At 67.7% G+C, this 20,592-nt stretch carries 13 protein-coding genes; 11 read left to right on the forward strand and 2 right to left on the reverse strand.

Annotated elements, in window-relative coordinates:
- A partial coding sequence (locus tag PO768_RS21550) for a LysR substrate-binding domain-containing protein (RefSeq protein WP_272647692.1) occupies positions 1–431 on the forward strand: 431 nt, incomplete at its 5' end.
- Between the two features lie 20 nt (positions 432–451).
- Here the strand turns inward: PO768_RS21550 and PO768_RS21555 are convergent.
- The gene (locus PO768_RS21555) at positions 452–1,093 is read right to left on the reverse strand and encodes an RpiB/LacA/LacB family sugar-phosphate isomerase (protein ID WP_272647693.1); all 642 of its coding nucleotides are present in this window, start codon (positions 1,091–1,093) and stop codon (positions 452–454) included.
- Positions 1,094–1,617: 524 nt separating this feature from the next.
- Here PO768_RS21555 and PO768_RS21560 point away from each other — a divergent pair.
- The 5 genes from PO768_RS21560 to PO768_RS21580 all read left to right on the forward strand — a co-directional run bounded on the left by PO768_RS21560 (position 1,618) and on the right by PO768_RS21580 (position 15,114).
- Positions 1,618–4,599: an RHS repeat domain-containing protein gene (locus PO768_RS21560; RefSeq protein WP_272647694.1), complete on the forward strand. Its 2,982-nt coding sequence runs from the start codon at positions 1,618–1,620 to the stop codon at positions 4,597–4,599.
- 4 nt (positions 4,600–4,603) lie between these two features.
- Positions 4,604–6,250 (forward strand): hypothetical protein, encoded by a 1,647-nt coding sequence (locus PO768_RS21565; protein ID WP_272647695.1) that lies wholly within the window; start codon positions 4,604–4,606, stop codon positions 6,248–6,250.
- 39 nt (positions 6,251–6,289) lie between these two features.
- Positions 6,290–13,234 (forward strand): RHS repeat-associated core domain-containing protein, encoded by a 6,945-nt coding sequence (locus tag PO768_RS21570; protein ID WP_272647696.1) that lies wholly within the window; start codon positions 6,290–6,292, stop codon positions 13,232–13,234.
- A gap of 77 nt (positions 13,235–13,311) precedes the next feature.
- Positions 13,312–13,692, forward strand: a complete 381-nt coding sequence (locus tag PO768_RS21575) for a hypothetical protein (RefSeq protein ID WP_272647697.1) — start codon at positions 13,312–13,314, stop codon at positions 13,690–13,692.
- A gap of 243 nt (positions 13,693–13,935) precedes the next feature.
- Positions 13,936–15,114, forward strand: a complete 1,179-nt coding sequence (locus PO768_RS21580) for a vanadium-dependent haloperoxidase (protein ID WP_272647698.1) — start codon at positions 13,936–13,938, stop codon at positions 15,112–15,114.
- On the opposite strand, the gene PO768_RS21585 is transcribed toward PO768_RS21580, so the two are convergent.
- A complete protein-coding gene (locus PO768_RS21585; protein WP_272647699.1) occupies positions 15,035–15,532 on the reverse strand; it encodes a hypothetical protein in 498 nt (165 codons plus the stop codon). The two genes, PO768_RS21580 and PO768_RS21585, sit on opposite strands and share 80 nt — an antisense overlap.
- A gap of 282 nt (positions 15,533–15,814) precedes the next feature.
- Between PO768_RS21585 and PO768_RS21590 the strand changes: the two genes are divergently transcribed.
- From PO768_RS21590 to PO768_RS21610, 5 genes are all read left to right on the forward strand, one after another.
- Entirely contained in the window at positions 15,815–16,339 is a 525-nt protein-coding gene (locus PO768_RS21590) for a PEP-CTERM sorting domain-containing protein (RefSeq protein ID WP_272647700.1), read from the forward strand.
- Positions 16,340–16,521: 182 nt separating this feature from the next.
- Positions 16,522–16,968 carry a type II secretion system major pseudopilin GspG gene (gene gspG / locus PO768_RS21595; RefSeq protein WP_272647701.1) on the forward strand — a complete coding sequence of 149 codons (447 nt, stop codon included), beginning with the start codon at positions 16,522–16,524 and terminating at the stop codon, positions 16,966–16,968.
- On the forward strand, positions 16,965–18,185 hold the full coding sequence (locus PO768_RS21600; RefSeq protein WP_272647702.1) for a type II secretion system F family protein: 1,221 nt from the start codon (positions 16,965–16,967) through the stop codon (positions 18,183–18,185). Before gspG ends, PO768_RS21600 begins: the two co-directional genes overlap by 4 nt.
- 79 nt (positions 18,186–18,264) lie before the next feature.
- Positions 18,265–19,803 (forward strand): GspE/PulE family protein, encoded by a 1,539-nt coding sequence (locus tag PO768_RS21605; protein WP_272647703.1) that lies wholly within the window; start codon positions 18,265–18,267, stop codon positions 19,801–19,803.
- A partial coding sequence (locus tag PO768_RS21610) for a hypothetical protein (protein ID WP_272647704.1) occupies positions 19,796–20,592 on the forward strand: 797 nt, incomplete at its 3' end. The genes PO768_RS21605 and PO768_RS21610, both read left to right, overlap by 8 nt.

The following is a 20,592-nucleotide window of genomic DNA, read 5'->3' on the forward strand; positions in this document are numbered from 1 at the left end:
GCAACAGCCGGCCGCTGGGCGCGATGCGCTACCGCGCCGCCGCGAGCCCCGCCTTCATGCGGCGCTACTTCGCCGACGGCGTCGGCGCCGGCACCTTGGCCCGGGCGCCCAGCCTGGTCTTCAACACCAAGGACGAGCTGCAAGCCAGCTGGGCACGGCGCCTGTGCCACCGGCATGTGGAATTGCCACGGCATACCCTGCCGTCCTCCCACGCCTTTGTGAGCGCCGCAGCGGCGGGCATGGGCTGGGGCCTGCATCCGGAGTCCATGATCGCCCCTCAGCTGAGCGAGGGTAGCCTCGTCGAGCTGGTGCCCGACACGCCGCTGGATGTCGCCCTCTACTGGCAGCACGCCCGCGCAGCCTCCGGGCTGCTGGACCGCCTGACCGGCGCCGTGCTGTCAGCGGCCCGCGAGGCCTTGCTGGCGCCCTGAGGGACGCCGTGCGGCCGGCCTCAGGCGCCCAGCACGCGACGGATATGGCCGGCGATGGCGTCGTCCTGGCAATTCGTGAAGAACAGCTCCTGGAACTTCTCGCCCGACACGGTGGCCTTCAGCAGGTCCTGGTCGACCGTCTTCAGCACGCTCAGCATGTCCTTGCACGAGGCGGCCTTCAGGTCCTTCAGGATGCCGCGGTTCTTGGCCATGATGGCGGCGCGCTCCTTCGGGTAGCCGACGCCGCGCTCGTGCTCGAACAGCTTGCGGTAGCAGTCCTGCAGATTCAGCTCGGCCGCCCAGCCGAAGCCCTTGGCGTAAGGCATGGACAGGCAGTTGCCATCATTGATCTGGCCGAACAGAAAGGCATCGGTCGGGTCGATCACCAGGCCGCAGAACACGCCGGGCATGGCATTGCAGGCCAGCATCGAGCCCATGCCGGTGCCGCAGCCGGTGACGACGAAGTCGGCCGCCTTGGAGTTCAGCAGGATGCCAGCCAGCAGGCCGTTCATCACATAGGTCAGCGAGGCCTTGTCCTCGGGGGTGTACATGCCGTAGTGGTGCACGGCATGTCCGAGCGGCTCGGTGACGGTCTTCAGCGCATTGAAGACGGTGTCGGACTTGGCCGCCTGGCTGTTTTCGATGATGAGCGCGATTTTCATGAGAGGTGACTTTCTGAGTCGAACGAAGGGGAGCAGGCGAGCATCGCCTGGTGCATGGGCCGCTACGCCACAGGCCAGAGGGCCTGGGCGCGGGCCGTCATGCCAGGTGCAATCCCAGGGAAGGGCAAGACTGCATGGTCAGAAAGTTCCACCTGGCTAACCGCGCACCTCGGCCAAAGGCGAGGCGCTGGCGCTGGGGGCCATTGTGCCGTCTTCTTGCCGAGGCGGTGGCGGCCTCCATCATCTTGAGGATGTGGCGAGAGCCGCAAAGTGCACGCATCCGCGCTCATCGCTTCATCCTCCTATGAGCCGATCTTTCGGGGGTCAGGGCTTGAGCCCTCTTCGCGTGACAGCCGAGCGCTTGCCGTGCTTGTTGCACGCGTGGTGGAATGAAATTCAAGTGGGATGACCGGCCTGCGGGCTGCTCCGGTCACAGCAATGACTGATCGTGAGCCACAACAAGCCAGGGAGGCTCAGTGGGCTGCAGAACGAGGCCAATGTGCGCGAGGGAGGGGCTGCCTGCGGTGGTCGCGATCCTGTTTTGCCTGCTCGCTCTGCTGCTGCTGGTGCCAGGTCCCGGTGCTGCGGCGGGAAGCGAGCGATACGAGTACGACGGGCTGGGCCGCCTCGTTCGTGTCATCGATGCCGGCAATCGCGTCACCGAATATCAGTACGACGCCGCCGGCAATATCACGGCGGTGATTGCCGGCGGTGCGGCTGTGGCGCCCACGGTCACGGCCGTGCAGCCGACGGCCGTGCGTCGCGCCAGCACCGTGCGCATGAGCTTGACGGGCACGCAGCTGGCCAATGCCTCGCTCAGTGCCGCCGATCCCGAGATCACGATCAGCCGCGTGACCCGCGCGGCCACGACGATGGCCTTCGATCTGAGAGTGTCGGCGGCCGCTGCGCTTGGCGCTTCGAGTCTGAGGGTGAGCACAGCGGCCGGCACAGCCTCGGCCTCGATCACGGTGCGTCCAGCGTTACCGGTCGCCCAGGTAGCGCCGCTGCCGATCGCGGTGGCACCAGGCGGCTCGGCGGCGGCCTACGACCTGACCCTGGACCATGCCGATGACGAGGCCCACAGCTTTGCCCTGAGCATGGTTCGCCCCGAATTGGCCACGGTCACGCCGACCACGCTGTCCATTCCTGCCGGGCAGACCGTCGCCCGCTTCAGTGTGCGGGGGCTGGTGGGCGGCAATACCGAACTGCGCGCGGTATCGGCGACGCTGGGCAGCTTGCAGCTGCCGGTGTTCATCACCGCGAATCCGGAGGGCGTCAACAGCGCGCGAGCCCATGCGGTAGGGGTGGAGTTGGCCGTCACGCAGCCGCCGGCCGTCGAGCGGCCCTTGCTGGCGCTGTCGCCCCTGGTAGGCCTGAGCTTTGGTGACAGCGTCTGGATAGACACGCAGCCGCGCTACGTCGCCCAGGGCAGCAGCCAGACGTTGCGCATCATCGGCCAGGGCTTGCCGGCGGACCTGACGGTGCGGATCGAGCCGGCCGCAGGGCTGACGCTCGGCGTGCCGCAGCTGTCGGCGGACGGCCGCCAGGCCTCCGTCACGATCTCGGCGGCCGCTAGTGCTGCGCCGGGCTTGCGCAGCCTCGTGGTCAGCGCTGGCGGCCGCCGCTTGCTGCCGGCGACAGCAGGCGCGGATGACTTCGATGTGGTTACGCCGGGGCCGGAACTGACATCGGTCGCGCCCATCCTGGTGGAGCCCGGTGCCACCATTGCCGCCTTCGAGATCCGCGGGCGCCATCTGCAGGATGTCACCGCCGTCGAGTTCAGGGGCGGAGGGGTGACGGCTGGCTCCAGTCTGACGGTGAATGCCGACGGCAGCCTGCTGACGCTGGGCCTGCAGGTGTCGCCGGTCGCCCAGCCGGGGCAGCGCCTGGTCATCGTGCATGCGCCGGGCGGCAGCAGCAGTGCCACGGCGTCGCCGGCCAACAGCTTCGCGGTTTCGGACGGTGCCTCCGGATTGCAGCCCTACAAGGATCTGCAGTCGCCGCAGGTGGGGGTCGAACTGGCACGGGGTCCGGGCGGTGAGTCCGAACGGCCGGTATTGCAGCTGTCGCCGGCGGTCGGCCTGAGCGTCGGCCCGGTGCTGACCGGGATGAGCCCGCCGTCGCTGGCACGCGGCGAGTCGCGACAGCTGGTGCTGAGCGGTGAGCATCTGCAGTCGGTGGACAGCGTGGTGTTCGAACCCGCGACCGGGCTGACCGTCGGCAGCCCGAGCCCGGCACCGGATGGCCGCAGCGTCACGCTGACCCTGAGCGCCGATGCCTCCGCGCCGCTGGGCCAGCGCCGCGTGCTCGTCAGCAGTGCCGGTCAGGCTATAGCCTTCGCCCAAGCCCTGCGTCCCAGCTTGTTGATCACGCCGGTGCTGCCGGTACTGGAGTCGATCGAGCCGGCCACCGTGCGGGCCGGCACCAGCTTCGGTCTGCAACTGCGCGGTCGCAATTTCCAGAATGCCTCGGCCGTGCGCATCACGCCCGCCGCCGGCATTTCGATCGGCCCCGTCAGCGTCAATCCTGAAGGCAGCCTGGCCGAGGCGGCCGTCTCCATCACCGCAGCCGCTGCGCGCGGCCCGCGCATCGTCAGCCTGGTGGCGCCAGCGGGCGAGACTTTGACCGCCGCCAGTCCGGCCAACACCTTGCTGATCGGCGACGCCCCGGTGACCTATGCCAATCTGATGGCGGCAGCCGTGGGTCTTCAACTCGGCGACGGCGGTGGCCCGGGTGCGCCCGGGCTGGAAGCCAGCTTCCTCGCTCCCTTGGTCGGCGTGCAGGTCGGCGAGATCGCCGTCGGCGGCACGCCGGGCTCGGCCCTCGCCCTGCCGGTGGGCGTTGAACTGACCAGGCCGTCTGATCCGGTCAGCACCGAGCTGTCTGCCCATTCGCTGCCCATCGGCGTGCTGCGAGGACCGGGCGTGGTGTCGGTGCAGCCCGGCGGGCTGCTGCGCGGTCAGACGGCCGAGTTGACGGTGCAGGGCCATGCGTTGCCGGCGGGGGCTAGCGTGCAACTGCTGCCTGCAGGACAGATCGTGCCGCAGGGCAATGCAGCGGTGGAGCCGGACGGTCGGGCCCTGCGCCAGACGGTGAGCGTGGCCGCCGCTGCGCCGCTGCAACTTTATGAATTGCAGGTGCTGGACCCCGCCGGCGCCATCGTCCCGCCGGCTTTTGTCGGCCCCAGTTTTGTCCAGGTGCTGGAGCGCTTGCCCGAGGTGGTGTCGCTGGAGCCCATCCTGGCGCGCCAGGGCGACAGCCTGGTGCTGATCGTGCGTGGCGTCGGGCTGCATGCGACCAGCCAGGTGCTGGCCGAGCCGTCGGGCGGGCTGGAGATCAGCAGCAGCTTCAGCGTCAACGCGGCGGGCACCGAACTCAGCGTACCGGTCCAGGTGCGCGCCGATGCACCGGCTGGCCCGCGTGTGATCCGCGTCTTCAATCCAGCTGGCGGCTCATCGGCCCTGGCCTCGCCCGCCAACACATTCACCGTCTATCCCAAGGAGTGATGCGATGAACAACAAGCACTCAATTTTTGTCGGCCGCCGGGCCAGCGCATCCCGTCTTGGTGCCAATGGCCCTTGTCTCTATTCCTCTTCTTCTTCATTTCAACCAGGAGCTTGCGCGATGCGTCCACGCCTCACATCCGCCCGTGCAGCCGTGATCGGCCTCGCGCTGATGTCGGCCGCCTCGATCAACCACGCCTTTACCAGCGGCAGCACCGGGGCCGATGGTGACCTGGCCCCAAGCGTCGACACGGTGATCAACCTGCCGCCCTCCGGCATCCTGAACTACGCCAGCATCACGATCCCGGCCAATGTGAAGGTGACGTTCAAGAAGAATGTGACGAACACGCCGGTGGTGCTCCTGGTGGCCGGGAATGCGACGATCAGTGGCACTCTTGATGTCAGCGGCACGGCTGCGGCCAACTCGGGCACGGCTGGAGATGGTGTGCTGGCAGATGACGGCAATCCTGGGGCCGGTGGGCCGGGCGGATTCGGAGGGGGGCGAGGAGGGCGGCCGGGTGGTGTGAATTCGCCTGATCGACTGGGTGGCAAAGGCTTGGGGCCTGGTGGAGGTAACGGAGGTCTGCGCAATATCTGCGGTACGACCGACTACGACTTGAATCAAGGCTATTTAGGCTATGGCGGTGGCGGTGGCGCCAGCTATGGCACCTTGGGTGCGGCTGGCGGTTCAGTCTGTGGAGGCGACAATCCGAGCGGTAAAGCCGGCTTGTCCTACGGCGCTGCCGAACTGTTGCCATTGATCGGCGGCTCGGGTGGCGGTGGCGGTGTCGCGGGTAGCAATTGGGCGGGCTCGGGCGGCGGCGGAGGGGGCGGAGCACTGCTGATTGCCGCCTCCGGCACGATCACGATCACCAACACGACCGGCAAGATCCTGGCTCTCGGTGGGGCTGGTGGCAATGTGGCACCAGCAGGGTGTCAAGGCACACCGGATCGGTCATCGGCCGGCGGCGGTGGTAGTGGCGGCGCTATCAGACTGGTGGCGACGACCATTGCCGGTAACGGGCAGATTTCGGCTGACAACGGCGCTCGCGGAACCTCAAGTTGCGCCTATGAAGGTGGCACTGGCGGCGATGGCCGCATCCGCCTCGAAGCCGAAACCATCACTCGCACAGCCGGCAGCACCCCCACCCATTCCTTCGGTCAACCCGGCCCCGTCTTCATCGCCGGCTCGCCGACCTTGAGCATCACGACGGTGGCTGGCGTCAACGTGCCGCAGCCGCCGACCGGCGTTGCCGATGTGCGGCTGCCGGCCACGACGGCGAATCCGGTCACGGTGGGCTTTGCGACCACGAACATCCCGGTCGGCAACACCGTCAAGCTCAGCGTCGTGCCGGCGTCGGGCGCCGAGGTCACGGCCGTCAGCACCGCGCTGACCGGCAGCACCGCCGCCGCGACGGCCAGCGCCGCTATCGAGCTGCCGGCCGGCGCCAGCACCTTGCAGGCCAGCATCACCTATACCGTTGTCGTGGCGGTGGGCGAGGCGCTGTCGCGTTATGCGCAGGGCGAACGGGTCGAGCGCGTCACGGTCACGGCCGGGCTTGACGGCAAGTCCAGCACGACGCTGATTACCGTCAGCGGCCGTGAGTTCGCCGCGCCACCCGAGGCGCTGCACATCGCCGCCTGGGGTGGCTGAGCTTCATCTTCGACGATAGACGCTAGCCCTGGAGCCACCATGAAGGCGTTTTGCCGGTCCGCCCCCAGTTCCCTCTTCGCCTTGCTGCGCTGGGGCGCGCTGCTGCTGGCCTGGCTGGCGCTGCCGGCCCTGGCGCAACTGCCGGCGACGGCCTCGCCGCGCCTGGATCGCACCGAACTCGCGCTGGAGGTGGGTGCGAGCGCTGCGTTGACGATCAGCCTGCCGGGGCCGGCCACGACCGCCCAGACCTATATCGTCAGCACCACCCGCCCGGATCTGCTGCAGGTGCCGGCGCGCGTCAGTCTGCCGGTGGGGGCCAGCTCGGTCAGCGTGCCGGTACAGGGGCAGGGGGCCGGTGTGGGCCTGGTGCGCGTCATCGCGAACACCCGGCAGCTGGCGGCCACGGTGCGGGTGATTGAGGCGGGCACGGCGGGGCTGCAGTCGGTGCAGCCGCTGCCGGCCACGGTCAGGCAGGGCGCCAGCGCCAGCCTGCGCCTGGACTTGAGCGCCGTGACCAGCCAGAACGTGGCCATCGCGCTTGGCAGCGACGCGGGCGATGCCTTGGCCCTGCCGGCCCAGGCCATCGTGCCGGCCGGGCAGCGCCATGTGCTCGTGGCGGTGCAGGCCTTGCAGCCCGGCGCTCATACGGTGCACGCCGATCTGGGCACGCAGCGCCTGGAGGCCTTGCTGCGCGTGACGCCGGCGGCGGCGGCCGTGCAGGCCTTGCACCCCAGCCGTAGCGAGCTGGAGGTCGGTGCCACGCTGTCCGTCGAGCTGCTGCTCAGCGGCTTCAGCAGCGTGCCGGTCGATGTGGTGCTGGCGGCCACGCCTGCGGGCGTGATCGAGCATGCCCCCACCTTGCAGGTGCCGGCCGGCGTCGACCGCGTGAGCTTGCAGCTCAAGGGGCTGAAGAAGGGCCAGGTCTTGCTCAGCGCCGAAGGCGGCTCGCGCAGCGCCAGCAGCACCATCGTCGTCCGTGATCCGGTGGGCGCGGCGGTCTCGCCGCTGCTGAGCCTGAGGCCGCCGGCGCTGACCTTGGGTGTGGGTGCCACGGCGACTGTCGATGTCGAGCTGGATGCCGTGCGGGCCTATGACCAGGTGCTCACCCTGGCGCTGGCTCAGCAGCAAGCGGCAGCCAGCGGCAGCGCTGCGGTGCTGATCGTTCCCGCCTCACTGACGGTGCCGGCCGGCCAGCGCGGGGCCAGTTTCCAGATTGCCGGTGCTGCCTCGGGCAGTGCCCGGGTCTCGGTGCGCGCCGCCAACAGCGCGGCGCTGAGCTATCTGGACGTGGCGGTGCTTGACCAGGCGAGTCTGCTCACCGAGCTGACGCCGGCCCAGCAAAGCCTGCCCAAAGGCACGGTCGGGCAGCTGCTGCTGCGCATCGCGCCGAACAGCAGCGCCCCCAGCACGGCGAACCTGAGCGTGGATGCTGCCGATGTGCTGGCGTTGCCGCCCACCGTGACGGTGGCGCCGGGTCAGAGCCAGACCAGCATTCCCGTGACGGCGCGGGCCGAGGGGCAGGCCCAGATCAGCGCCTCGCTCAATGGCAGCAGCGCCACTGCGCGGGTCACGGTGACGCCGCCGGTGGTCGAGGAGCTGCGTCCGCCCAAGGACTTCAGCCTCGGTGTCGGCAGCGTCGAGCGCCTGCCCGTCCAGGCCTTGCTGACCGACGGCACGCTGGACGATGCACCCGAAGGCCTGGTGTTGAGCAGCGACAAGCCCGGCATCCTCAGCGTCGAGCCCGATGGGCGGCTCAAGGGTGTCGGCGTCGGCCAGGCCAAGGTGGAGGTTCGTTTCGGCGCGATCCGTCTGATCGTGCCGGTGACCGTGGTCCAGTTGCCCGCGCTGAGCCTGAGCCCGGCGGCGGCCGAGCTCAGTGTTGGCGCCAGTCTCGTCTACACGCTGGCCAGTTCCAGCCCGGCGCCGGCCGGCGGGCTGACGGCACTGCTGAGCTATAGCGGCGAGGGCAGCCTGGAGCTGCCCGCCTCGGTGATCCTGCCCGCCGGCGCCAGCTCGGTGCAGTTTGTCGTCAAGGCCCTGAGCGCCGGCGCGGTGACGCTGCGCGCCGAGGCGCCGGGGCGACAGCCTGCCAGCGCGAGCCTGCTCAAGAAGCAAGCCACGCTGAGCATCACCGGCGCCAGCCCGCTGCGTGGCCCTGCCGGCACCAGCATCACGCTGGCTGGCACCGGCTTCGACGCGGCCACGCCGGCCAATAACAAGGCCTATATCGGCGATGTCTTGCTGGAACTGGTGTCGGCCAGCAGCACCCAACTGTTGCTGCGGGTGCCGGTCAATGCGGTGACCGGCGTGCTGCGCGTGGTCAACGCGCTGGGCGAGGCCAGCGGCCCCACCTTCACGGTCGAGCAGGCCCAGGACGCCGGCCTGACCGTGACGCCCAACAGCCTGCGCCTGCTGCGTGGCAGCGAGGCGACCGCGGCGCTGGCCATCGCCAGCCTGGGCACCCAGCCCTATACCGGCGCGATGAGCCTGTCCATCAGCGGCTTGCCGACCGGCGTCACTGCCAGCTTCTCGCCGCAGACCCTGCCGGCCGAGCGCAGCGGCACCTTGCAATTGCAGGCCAGCGGCGCGGTGGCACCCGGCAGCTATGCGCTGCTCGTGACCGGCGTCGGCAATGCGACCGCCGGCCGCATCACCCGCACGGCCACCGTCACGCTGACGGTGCCCGACCCCGAGACGACGCCCAGCACCGGCGTGCGCGGCCGCTTCGTCACGCCCGAAGGCCAGCCGATTGCCAGCGTGGTGGTGCGCGCCGATACCGGCGCGCAGAGCTCGCCGGTCACGGCCACCGACGCATCCGGCACTTTTGAGCTGGCCGGGCTGAGCGCCGGGCCGGTGACGCTGCGCTTCGACGCGACGCCGGCCAACCCGCTCTATCCGATCTGGCCCTATAGCGTCACCATCGTCGCCGGCCAGATGAGCCTGCTGAAGGACTTCGTGATCGCGCCGCCGCCGCCGGCACAGAACTTCAGCGCGATCAACAACGCCGTGCAGGACCAGAAGATCACCGATGAGCGCTTCCCCGGCCTGGAGATCACCCTGCCCGCCGGCACCGAGATCGTCGGCTGGGACGGCGTCAAGAAGACCCAGATCGCGGTCGAGAAGCGCGAGATCTCGGAGCTGCCGGTCGAGCCGCCGCCGGTGCCGACCGGCAGTGCCTATCAGCTGTACTTCGGCACGCCGATGGGCGGGGTGCCATCCAAGCCGATCCCGATCAGCCTGCCCAACGACACCGGCGCCGCCCCCGGCGAGACCGTCAATGTCTGGTTCTTCGATGGCAGTCCGATAGGCGGCACCGGCGAGTGGAAGGTCGCCGGGCAGGCGGTGGTCAGCGCCGACGGCAAGGTGGCGAAGATGGTCAGCGGCGGGCTGACGAGGTTCTGCGGGGTGTGCGGGCTGGCTTGTTTGCAGGCGAATCCAAAAGGCGATCAACCGGGGAAGGGCACTCCCGACCCCTGTGCCGGCAACCCGGTCAATCTCTTCTCCGGTCAGGAACTGGCCCGCACCGGTGGCATGAGTTGCCGTGGCCTGGTGCCCATCGAGACGGGACGCAACTACAACCCCATCGATGCCTTCGGCAATATTGGCGGCACCGAGGGCTCCATCGGCTATGGCTGGGCGCTGGACTATGACGTGATGTTTCTCGGCGGCGCCATCAAGCGCCTCGTGTTGCCGGGCAATGTCGATCATGTCTTTGGCGACGAGGGTGGCGGCGCCTACCGCAACCGCGATGAGCCCAAGCTTGACGGTGCGGTGGCGAGCGAGGTCGCTGGCCGCTGGCAGATCGCGTTCAAGGATGGCTCGGTCTGGAAGTTCCAGGCCTTTGCCGGTGCCCCGGGCAATGTGCGCGGCCAGCCGCAATTCCTGGTGGAAGTGCGCGACCCGAACGGACGTATCGCAACCGTCGCACGCAACAGTCGTGGCCAGCTGACCTCGGTCGGCACGACGGAGCGCCGCATCACGGCCAGCTATGGCGGCAGCGGCTTCGTCGAGACCCTGACCGACCCGGAGGGGCGCACCGAACGCTTCAGCTACACCGCCAGCAAGCGCCTTGAGACCGTGACCGATGCCGATGGCAGGGTCACCCGTTATACCTATGTCAAGGACGACGATCTGCCCAAGGACGCAGCCTGCAGCTTCGCGTTCCGGCCCGAGGTGGGCGAGCGATTGAAGTCCATCAGCTATCCAGGGCTGAGCAGCTCGACGGAGAACCACTACGGCTCCAGCCGTCGCATCCTGCGTCAGTCCACCGCCACCGGCCTGGAGTACCGCTTCAGCTACAAGGTGGGCGGCGCCTGCGTCACGAATGTGGCCAGCCCAGGCCAGGTCTGCAGCGGTCCCAACTGCCCCAGCGAAGACAGCTGGGAGAACTATCAGGCCGGCTGGCGCTTCCACGGTGGCCAGGTGCTGGCCACCACGGTGAAGCAGCCGGACGGCAGCACCAGCGTGACGCGCTTTGGCAGCTTGGGCCAGGTGCTTGACAGCAGCGGCAGTGCCGGTGATCGCACCCAGTACCTGCGCGATGCCAATAACCGCATCTTGCGCATGACCGATGCCCTGGGTCGCGTATCACGCATGAGCTATGACGGGGTGGGCAACGTCGTGCGCAGCATCGATGCGCTGGGCCGAAGCACCGACATCAGCTACGACCTGCGCTGGAACAAGCCTGCCAGCATCACGCGCCTGGACGAGCAGGGCACGGCGCAGGTGTGGCGCATGACGTACGACGCCAAGGGCAATCTCATCGAGACCATCGACCCTCTGGGCAACAAGACCGGCCTGGGCTACAGCGCATTGGGTCAGCTCATCAGCATCACCGACCCCCTGAACCAGACCAGCCGCCTGGCCTATAACGCGGCCGGTGATCTGATCCGCGCGACCGACCCGCTCAACCACAGCACGGTCATGAGCAGCGACCGCAGCGGCCGGCCGCTTGCCACCACCGACCCGCTGGGCTACACCAGCAGCAGCCAGACCAATGGCATCGGCCAGACCACGCTGGTGGAGGACGCCATCGGTGGCAAGACGGCGCTGGCCTATGACGAAGGCGCGCGCCTGAAGAGCGTCACCAACCCGCGCGGCCCTGCGATCGCCAGCTATGGCTACGACCTCTATGGCCGCCTGAGCACCCGTACCGACGCGGCGGGGCAGTCCGATACCTATCACTACGACAGCGCCGGCCGCATCGAGCGCAGCGTCGATCGCAAGGGCCAGACCACCCGATACAGCTACGACGCCTCCGGCCGTGTCAGCACCATTGAGCTGCCCGACCGCAGCCGCAGCATCAGCTATGACGGCGCGGGCCGGGTGGTCAGCGTCGAGGAGTCCGGCAGCCGGGTGGACTATGAGTACGACATGGTCGACCGCCTGACCAAGGAGGTGCAGACCCATGGCGCAACAAGTCACGAGATCAGCTATGGCTATGACCGGCTGGACCGGCGCATCTGGCGCCGCGTCGATGGTGCCCAGGAAACCCGCTACGAGTGGGACCTGGCCAACCGCCTGACGGCCATCCGTTATGCCGGCGAAAGCACGTTGTACCAGTGGGATGCCGCCGGCCGCCTGCAGCGCAAGACCCTGCCCAATGGCGTGACGGCGGACTACAGCTATGACGGCGCGAGCCGCCTGCTGAGCATGGTCTACAAGAAGCCGGACGGCGCCCAGATCGAGAAGATCGACTACAGCTACGACGCGCGCGGCATGCGCACCAGCAAGGCCCTGGCCAGCGGCGGCGTGATCGCCGACACGCCGATGACGGCCACTTATGACGCGGCCGACCGCATGGTGTCGGTCACCTTCACCGCCAGCAACGAGACCTGCGCGCTGAGCTATGACGCCAATGGAAACATGGCCAGCAAGAACTGCGGCGCGGGCAAGCTGACGAACTACAGCTGGGACGGCCTGAACCGCTTGCGCCAGATCACTGGCCCCAACCTGGAGGCCTCATTCAGCTACGACGTGCTGGGCCGTCGTGCGACGCGCGTGGTCAACGGGGTGACGACTACTTATGTGTATGACGGAGATCAGGCCGTCAGCGAGGTCACGGCGGCGGGCGCGACCCAGCTGCTGACGGGCCTGGCCATCGACGAAGCCATCGCGGCGTACTCGCAGGGCAAGCAGCGCTATTTGCTGACGGATGCGTTGGGGAGTGTGGTGGCGGACATCTCATCCGACGGCATGGCCGTTGCGAGAAATGCTTACAGCGCGTATGGGGAATCGCAGGCTACTGGGGAAATAAGAATCGCGTCGAGTGGCTACACGGGGCGTGAAGACGATAAATCGGGCTTGATTTATTACCGGGCTAGGTACTATGACGCTGATTTGAAAAGATTTACCCAATCTGACCCCATCGGGCTAGCGGGCGGCCTCAATACCTACAGCTACGTTTCTGGAAATCCGATCAGCTTTGTTGATCCCAGTGGACTAGCGACCATTATAGAAATTGGCTATACAAACACGCCTGTGTCGGGTGCAAATCATCAGTTGGTAATACTTACAGACACCGTGACAGGGCAAAAATACGCGACACGTGCAGGCCCCATGTCTCAGAGTTTCTCAGGTAGCGCTTCCAATTCGGGGCTCTCCGCTTCAGGCGGATCTGCTTCAGCCTCTGCCGGCTATGGGGGCTCTGGTGGGTTTGGGTTTGGACGGATCAACGCGCAGTCTGGCGTCTATGATTCGACGTTTAGAGACAACCCCGCAGACGTGCATACGACGCAACGGGTTGGAATAATTTGTGATGATTTCGACGATGCTGTCAGAAAAGCCATTGAATTTGCCAAAGTGACAAATCAGAATAATATTCCATATTGGCCGCTCGGGCATAATAGTAACTCATATGCTTCTACTTTTGTCGTTGCTATAACAGGGCGGCGACCCTCTCCCGTGATAAATGCACCTGGATGGGGGAATGGTCGACCGGATTCGTCACTTAGCTTCAGTCCGTCAATAATTGTGGCTCCATAGGAATAATTAGGTGCCGTTTATTGCTGGATTTCTAATTTGATAAAAAATGGATTCCCCATGCATTGGAGTGCTATTTGATGAGCATTATGAGTGACTTTGAGATGAGAGACATGGGGGTTTTCCGACGCGCATTGTCTTTGGGTGCTGGGTTTTACCTTTGCTTCTTGCTGAGTTTTTGTTTTGCCTCGAATGGAAGGGGTGATTGTTTGAGAAACCAAGAGACTGCGATTCGTAAACGCTTGGGTGAAGTGTTTTTTGTGGGTCAGACACACGAGCAGATGATTTCAATTATGCCAACTCTGGAAATTTTGTTTTCATTCGATAAATTTCAGAATAGATACCAGGCCACCATTCGTGATGGTTGTGGGTTGCATAGTGCATTTTCCGTTTATTTAAATCTCGATTTGAATGGAAGTCTGAGTAATATAGAGGTGACAAAGACTTTCACGGGAATATAGTTTTGTTGAAGCTTTCGTGGCAACGACTGGTTGGACTCTCGAGGGTAGGCCTTAGATCTGAAGGTAATGACAATTCAGTCCAGTACGCTTTAAACACTAACAGTCATTCAAATTGATTTGGCAGACGCTACATACATGCCCAGCCGACACCTGATCATGCGCGCGAGTTCGCTTGTTCTATGTCTAGGTCTGAGCCTGACCGCCTGCGAGGCGTCTGCCGACCTGAAGCTTGCCGCTCCGTCGGTGCTGTTGACTGCAGCGCCAAACGCACTTCCCGCCGCGCCCTCCGACCTCGCCCACACCGCCGCCGCCGCCGCCGTCCGCGCCCGCCAATACAACCCGCTGCGCGCCTCGCGCCTATACGCATCGGTGGCGGTGGCGCAATCATCGGCAGCCGAGCAGCAGCAACAGTCCGCAGGATTGGCCGGTGCCCTGGCCCTCGGCTGGCTGCTTCCCCAGGAATCGGCGGCGCGTTGGGTCGCGCCGTTGCTGACCAAGCAAGCGGCCGGAGGCATGGCCGATGCCCACGTCGATCAGTCACCGGCAGCCGCCCTTTCGGCGGTCGCGGCGGTTGCCGAGCGTGCGTTGCAGGACCGTGGCGACTCCCGCCGCCGCCCGCTGGCTAAGCCGGCCTGGCAGCCCGGCCTCTGGGCCCGCACGCCGCCACTGTTTGCCGAGCAGCCGACCGAGCCGCAGGCGCCGAACTGGCGGCCCTGGTGTCCGGGCACGGAGCTGCTGGAACCGCCGCCGCCGCCGGCTTACGGTAGCGCTCGGTGGCGGGCCAATATGGCCGAGGTGCTGGAGGTTTCGCACCGGCTGACCGCTGAGCAGAGGCAGGCGGCCGAGCGCTGGAACCTCGATGTCGGCAGCGTCACGCCGCCGGGGGTGTGGAATATGCTGGTGCGTGAACACCTGAGCCAGCATCCGCAGCCGCCGGCCCGGCATTACCGCATCCTGGCCTTGTTGAACATGGCGATGCACGACGCGCTGGTGGCCGGCTGGCGGGTCAAGCTGACGCATTGGACCGAGAGGCCCGTCACAGCGATCCGTCGCGAGTTGGACCGCGACTTCGAGCCGCTGGTCCCCACGCCGCCATTCCCGGGCTATGTGTCCGGGCACTCGGTCGCCTCCGGTGCGGCCGCTGCCGTCCTAAGCCGGCTATTGCCCGAGGCGGCGCCGCGCTGGCAGGCGCTGGCGCTGGAGGCCTCGGAGTCGCGGCTGTGGGGCGGTATCCATCCGCGCTTCGACAACGAGGAGGGCCTGGTGCTGGGCCGGCGCGTGGCCGAGGTCTGCCTGGACCGCTTCGAGCCGCCGGGTGCCCCGTTCGGCTCGGTGCCCCTGCTCAAGGAATCAGCAGATACTCGGCCGTACTCGGCCGCGCTGCCGCGCATGCGCGTGTGGCGCGAACCAGCACCGGAGTAGCCAGGCCCGTCGGCCATGGCGCCCGGTCGCCCTGAACTTCGTCACGGTGCAGGGGACGCCCCGATTCAGCATCGAACCAGGCGATCTCGAAGCGCTCATCGGGCCTGGCCTGCCAGCGCAGCGCCGCATAGTGCGGGCCGCGTCCCGACTCGCTGCGATCCCGTACCGGGGCCAAGCCTTCCACACGCGGGCAGGCCTGGGCGGGATCGAACTGGAACTGGTGCAGCACCCGAGGAGCGGAGACGGCAGCAAGCGCAACACCGGGTGTCGAGGGCGCGCAGCGGCTTTGCAACTCGATCTGCAAGCTCAGCAGCCGCCAGGGCTGCGGGCTGGCCGGCACGACGAACTGCGGCTCGGCACCGGCCAGTTCCACCGTGCGCAGCACCTCGCCCTCGGGCACCCGCCACTGAGCCCACATCGTGTAGCTGCCAGCACCCGGGATTGCCGGCCATGACAGCGTCGTCGGCGCACCCGTCGAGTGCCTATCGAGCGAGGCTACGGCAGGGGAGGAGCAGGCCGTCGCCGACCCGCCAATCAGCAGCCCGAGGATTGCCGCCTGAACAGGGGGCAGGTGTTGCCTGATGCTCATGATATGGTGATCATGCACGACGCAAGGCGCAGGCGTCGAGCGCATTGATGTCCCATGTAGTGGTGAACAGTGCACAGGCGCCGCCGGTCTGAAAGGGAGAGGAAACTTCTGATGAAGACGCAAAAACAACTTGCCGGCGCCGCGCTGGTCGTGGCTGCCGCGCTGCTGAACACCGCCCAGGCCGCCAGTTTCACGTTGACGCCCGATGGGGCCTGGTTCGAGTTCCTGCTGGCCGAGGGTCAACCCTCCTGGCTGGACCAGGCCGCCGAACCGGCATCCTTTAGTTTCAGCAGCGCCAACCCCTTTGTCTTGCGCGTGGTGGACTTTTTTCTGCCGGGCGACAGCACCCAGGTCCTGTCCAACGGGGTGCTGCTGGGGGCCACGCCCACCGTGGCCTTCGATGACAGCCAGTTCGCCGATACGCCCGATGCCGCGCTGGGCAATCCGGTCTGGAGCCAGGCCTCCTGGGTTCTGGGGCCTGGCAGCTACACCTTCACCGGCCTGCCCGGCACGCTGCCGACGGGCTCCGCCAATCTGGCGATCTCGGTGACGGCGGTACCGGAGCCTGCCAGTGCGGCCATGCTGCTGGCCGGTTTGCTGGGCTTGGTCGGCATGGCGCGCAGACGCAGGGGCTAGCGAGGTCACAGCGCCGAGGGGGCGATGGCGGCCAAGCCGGTGACAAGCCGGGCCAGATGACAAGTTTGTTGTCATCTTGGGCGGCTACAGTGAGTCATCCACCGCGAACACGGGGAGCGCAAGCCCTGATTGCGAGCCTCCGATCGGCGTGGAATAGTCGCCGGCTCAGTTTTCAAATTGTCATGTCACGATCCCCTGTCTTCAATTCGTCACACAGCCCTGCAAGCCGGGCCGCTGGCTTCACGCTGCTGGAACTGCTGGTGGTGATGGTCATCATCGGGCTGCTGGCCGGCTATGTGGGCCCGAAGTTCTTTGGCCAGATCGGCAAGTCCGAGGTCAAGGCGGCGCGTGCGCAGATCGACGGCCTGTCCAAGGCACTGGACCAGTACCGCATCGAGGTCGGGCGCTATCCGAGCACCGAGCAGGGCCTGGCTGCCCTGGTCACCAAACCCGGCGAGGAGCCGCGCTGGGGCGGGCCCTATCTGAGCAAGGCCGTGCCCAAGGACCCCTGGCGCAATGACTACCAGTACCGCTCGCCGGGCGAACATGGCGACTACGATCTGTTCTCGCTGGGCCGCGACGGCCGCCCCGGCGGCGAAGGCGAGGATGCCGATCTGACCAACTGGTGAGATCGCTCGCGCCCTCCATGCCGCAGTACCAGATCCGTATCTTTCATCCCCAGCTGGGGGTGCAGTCGCGGCGCATCGAGGCGCCGGACCGGCAGTCGCTGGCCGGCCTGGCCGGCGTCGCGCCGCAGCATCTGCTGGAGGTGGAGGAGTTGTCAGGGGGCGCCGAGCGTCCCAAGCGCGGCGGCCGCGGCAAGCGCTTTCCGCTGCAACTATTCAGCCAGGAACTGGCCGTGCTGCTGGACGCCGGCATCGCGCTGCTGGAGGCGCTGACCACGCTGCGCGAGAAGGAGGCCAACCCGGCCGTGCGCGCGGCGCTGGACGGTGTGATCGAGGCGGTCCAGCAGGGCCGGCCCTTGTCGGCCGCGATGCAGGCCCAGCCCCAGGCCTTCGACGAGCTGGTCTGCGCCATCGTCGCGGCCAATGAGCGCACCGGCCAGCTCAGCGCCGCGCTGGCCCAGCACGCCCGCTACCTGGCCTGGGTCGAGAGTCTGCGCTCGCGCCTGATCGCGGCCTGCGTCTATCCGGCCATGCTGCTGCTGGTCGGCGGCGCGGTGATCCTGTTTCTGCTGCTCTTCGTGCTGCCGCGCTTTGCCGGCATCCTGGACGGTCTGGGCAATGAGCTGCCCTGGGCCTCGCGCGCGCTGATCAGCTTCGGCCAGACGGCCGGCAGCCAGCCGCTGCTGGTGCTGGGTGGCCTCGCGCTGATCCTGGGGTCGGGTCTTGCGCTGTGGCGCCATGCCGGCCTGAGGCAACGCCTGCAGGCCTCGCTGTGGACCCTGCCGGGCCTAGGGCCGAGATTGCGCGTGCTGGCGCTGGCGCGGCTGTACCGCAGCATGGGCATGCTCCTGGGCTCGGGCGTGCCGGTGCTGGCGGCGCTGCGCATCGTCGAGGGCGTCGTGGCCCTGCCCTGGCGCGCGGCGGTGGCCGCGGCGGCCGAGCAGGTGGCCCAGGGCGGACGGTTTTCGGATGCGCTGGAGGACCAGGGCCTGGCGACGCCGGTGGCGCGCCGCATGGTGCGGGTCGGCGAGCGCAGCGGCGAGCTGCCGGCGATGCTGGAGCGCGCGGCGGCCTTTCATGACGAGGAGGCGGTGCGCCTGACCGAGCTGCTGACCCGCGCCATCAACCCGGCGCTGATGCTGGTCATGGGCGTGCTGATCGGCGGCATCATCGTCTTGATGTATCTGCCGATCTTTCAATTGGTGGAGCAAGTTCAATGACGACCCCCACGCTCACTGAGTTCGCTGCCCCCCGAGGGGGCGCCGCCCTCCCTTGGGACGGCCCGGCGGGAGGCCGAAAGTGACCGCCGTCGTTCATTCCCTTTCGGACTTCCTGCCCGCCGAGCAAGGCCCCTGGCATCTGGACTTCGAGCGCTGGCCGCAGGCCCAGGCGCAGCGCTGGCGCGCGGTGCTGGCGGTCGGCGCGGGGGGCCGCGCGATGCTGCTGGCCGAGCGCGACCCCGATGCGCTGCTGCTGCAAAGCATAGAGACGAGGCTGCAGCAGCCGGTGCGCTGGCTGCGCTGCGAGGCGGCCGCGGTCGAGCATTGGCTAGGCGCGGGCGAGGCGGACTTCCGCGCGCTCTCCGATGTCGAGGAGGCGGTGGCCACCGGCGAGGCCGGCGCCGGCACCGAGGAGCTGTCGGCGCTGCGCATGTCCGAGCAGGCCTCGCCGGTCGTGCGCCTGCTCAACGCCACCCTGTACGACGCGCTGCAGGACGGCGCCAGCGATGTGCATATCGAGTGCACGGTGCGCGGCGCGGTCATACGTTTCCGTGTCGACGGGGTCATGGCCATGGTGCGCACGGTCGAGGGCGCGGCGGTGGCCGAGCAACTGGTGTCGCGGCTGAAGGTGATGTCCGAGCTGGACATCGGCGAGCGCCGCCTGCCGCAGGACGGCCGCTTCAAGCTCAAGGTGCAGGGCCGCGAGGTCGACTTCCGCCTCTCCATCATGCCCAGCGTGTTCGGCGAGGACGCGGTCGTGCGGGTGCTGGACCGCGCCCGCATCGAGCAGGCCGGTGGCCAACTGACCCTGGACGCGCTGGGCTTCGATGCTGACGAACGCGCCGCGATCCGCGCCCAGGCGCGCCAGCCGCACGGCATGCTCTTGGTGACCGGCCCGACCGGCAGCGGCAAGACCACCACCTTGTACGCCACGCTGGCCGAGATCCACACCGGCACCGACAAGATCATCACGATCGAGGACCCGGTCGAGTACCAGCTGGCCGGCGTCGTGCAGATCCCGGTCAACGAGAAGAAGGGCCTGACCTTCTCGCGCGGCCTGCGCTCCATCCTGCGCCACGACCCCGATCGCGTGATGGTCGGCGAGATCCGCGATGCCGAGACCGCCCAGATCGCGGTGCAGGCAGCGCTGACCGGCCACCTGGTGTTCTCGACGGTCCATGCCAACAACGCTTTCGATGTGATCGGCCGCTTCATGCATATGGGGCTGGACCTGTACAACGTGGTCTCGGCGCTCAACGCGGTGCTGGCCCAGCGCCTGGTGCGGCTGAACTGCAGTCATTGCGCCCGGCCCTACGAACCCGAGGCCGCGACCCTGGCCCGCCATGGACTGAAGCCCGACGCCGGCCATCGCTTCATGCGCGGCGAGGGCTGCGGCCATTGCCGCGGCAGCGGCTATCGCGGCCGGCGTGCGGTGGCCGAGCTGCTGAAGCTCGACGACGGCCTGCGCGACCTGATCGCGGCGCGCGCGCCGATGTCGCAGATCAAGGAAGCCGCGCGAGCGCGAGGCATGAAGCCGCTGCGCGCGATGGCGCTGGAAGCGGTCTGCCGTGGCGTCACCACTTTCGAGGAACTCGAGCGTGTCACCCTCGATGAATAGCGCCCCGGGGATCAAGGGTCACGGGCTCAAGGGTCAGGTCTTGCGCTGGCGCCGGGGCCTGGGTGCCAGCGTCGCCAAACCCAGCCTGCTGTGGCTGACGGCCGAAGGCCTCGACCCCGCCGCCCATGCGGGCCGGGCCTTGGAGCTGGTGGTCTCCGAGCATCTGCTGCAGCATCTGATCTGCGAGCCGGGTCTGCCGCTGGCCGACGAGGCCGCGCTGCAGGCCTATGCGCGCCAGCTTTTCGGCCACTATTTCGGCGCGGCCGCGCAGCGCTGGGCGCTGGCCGGCTGGCGGATGGAGGGCGCGGCGGGCGTCAGCGCTCTGCACGGACTGGACCTCCATGCCTTGCGCCAGGGCCTGGATGCGCATCAGGTCAGCCTGCGCGGCCTGCGCCCGGCCTGGGCGGCGGTGCTGCAGACCGTTTCGGCCGAGCAGCCCGACTGGCTGCGCGCACCGCAGGCGGCGCTGGCCTGGGTCGAGGGCGGCCTGCTGAGCTGGCTGGCGCTGCGTGCCGGCGTGGTTCATGAGCTGCGTCACCAGCGCCTGGCCGCGCCCACCGTGCTGGCCCTGCATGAGGCGCTGGCCGAGATCAAGGGTGAGGCCAGCAATGCGGCGACGCAGGTGCTGCTGCAGGGCTACGGGCTCGATGCCGCCCAGATGCCGGCGCTGCCGGGTGTGCGCCAGTTGGCGCCGCTGGATGCGGCCGCGCCCAAGCCGGACTGGTTCGAGCCGCCGGCGCAGCCCCGCGCCGCACTGCCGCGCCCCGACTTCGCCGCCGACAGCGCGCC

Source organism: Paucibacter sp. XJ19-41 (assembly GCF_028462495.1).
Taxonomy (GTDB): Bacteria; Pseudomonadota; Gammaproteobacteria; order Burkholderiales; family Burkholderiaceae_C; genus Roseateles_E.

What these genes read in the sequence shown, in the direction of transcription:
- PO768_RS21555 (WP_272647693.1), bottom strand. Translation starts at nt 1,093, where the DNA reads ATGAAAATCGCGCTCATCATCGAAAACAGCCAGGCGGCCAAGTCCGAC.
- PO768_RS21565 (WP_272647695.1), top strand. Translation starts at nt 4,604, where the DNA reads ATGAACAACAAGCACTCAATTTTTGTCGGCCGCCGGGCCAGCGCATCC.
- PO768_RS21570 (WP_272647696.1), top strand. Translation starts at nt 6,290, where the DNA reads ATGAAGGCGTTTTGCCGGTCCGCCCCCAGTTCCCTCTTCGCCTTGCTG.
- PO768_RS21575 (WP_272647697.1), top strand. Translation starts at nt 13,312, where the DNA reads ATGAGCATTATGAGTGACTTTGAGATGAGAGACATGGGGGTTTTCCGA.
- PO768_RS21585 (WP_272647699.1), bottom strand. Translation starts at nt 15,532, where the DNA reads ATGTGGGCTCAGTGGCGGGTGCCCGAGGGCGAGGTGCTGCGCACGGTG.
- PO768_RS21590 (WP_272647700.1), top strand. Translation starts at nt 15,815, where the DNA reads ATGAAGACGCAAAAACAACTTGCCGGCGCCGCGCTGGTCGTGGCTGCC.
- gspG (WP_272647701.1), top strand. Translation starts at nt 16,522, where the DNA reads ATGTCACGATCCCCTGTCTTCAATTCGTCACACAGCCCTGCAAGCCGG.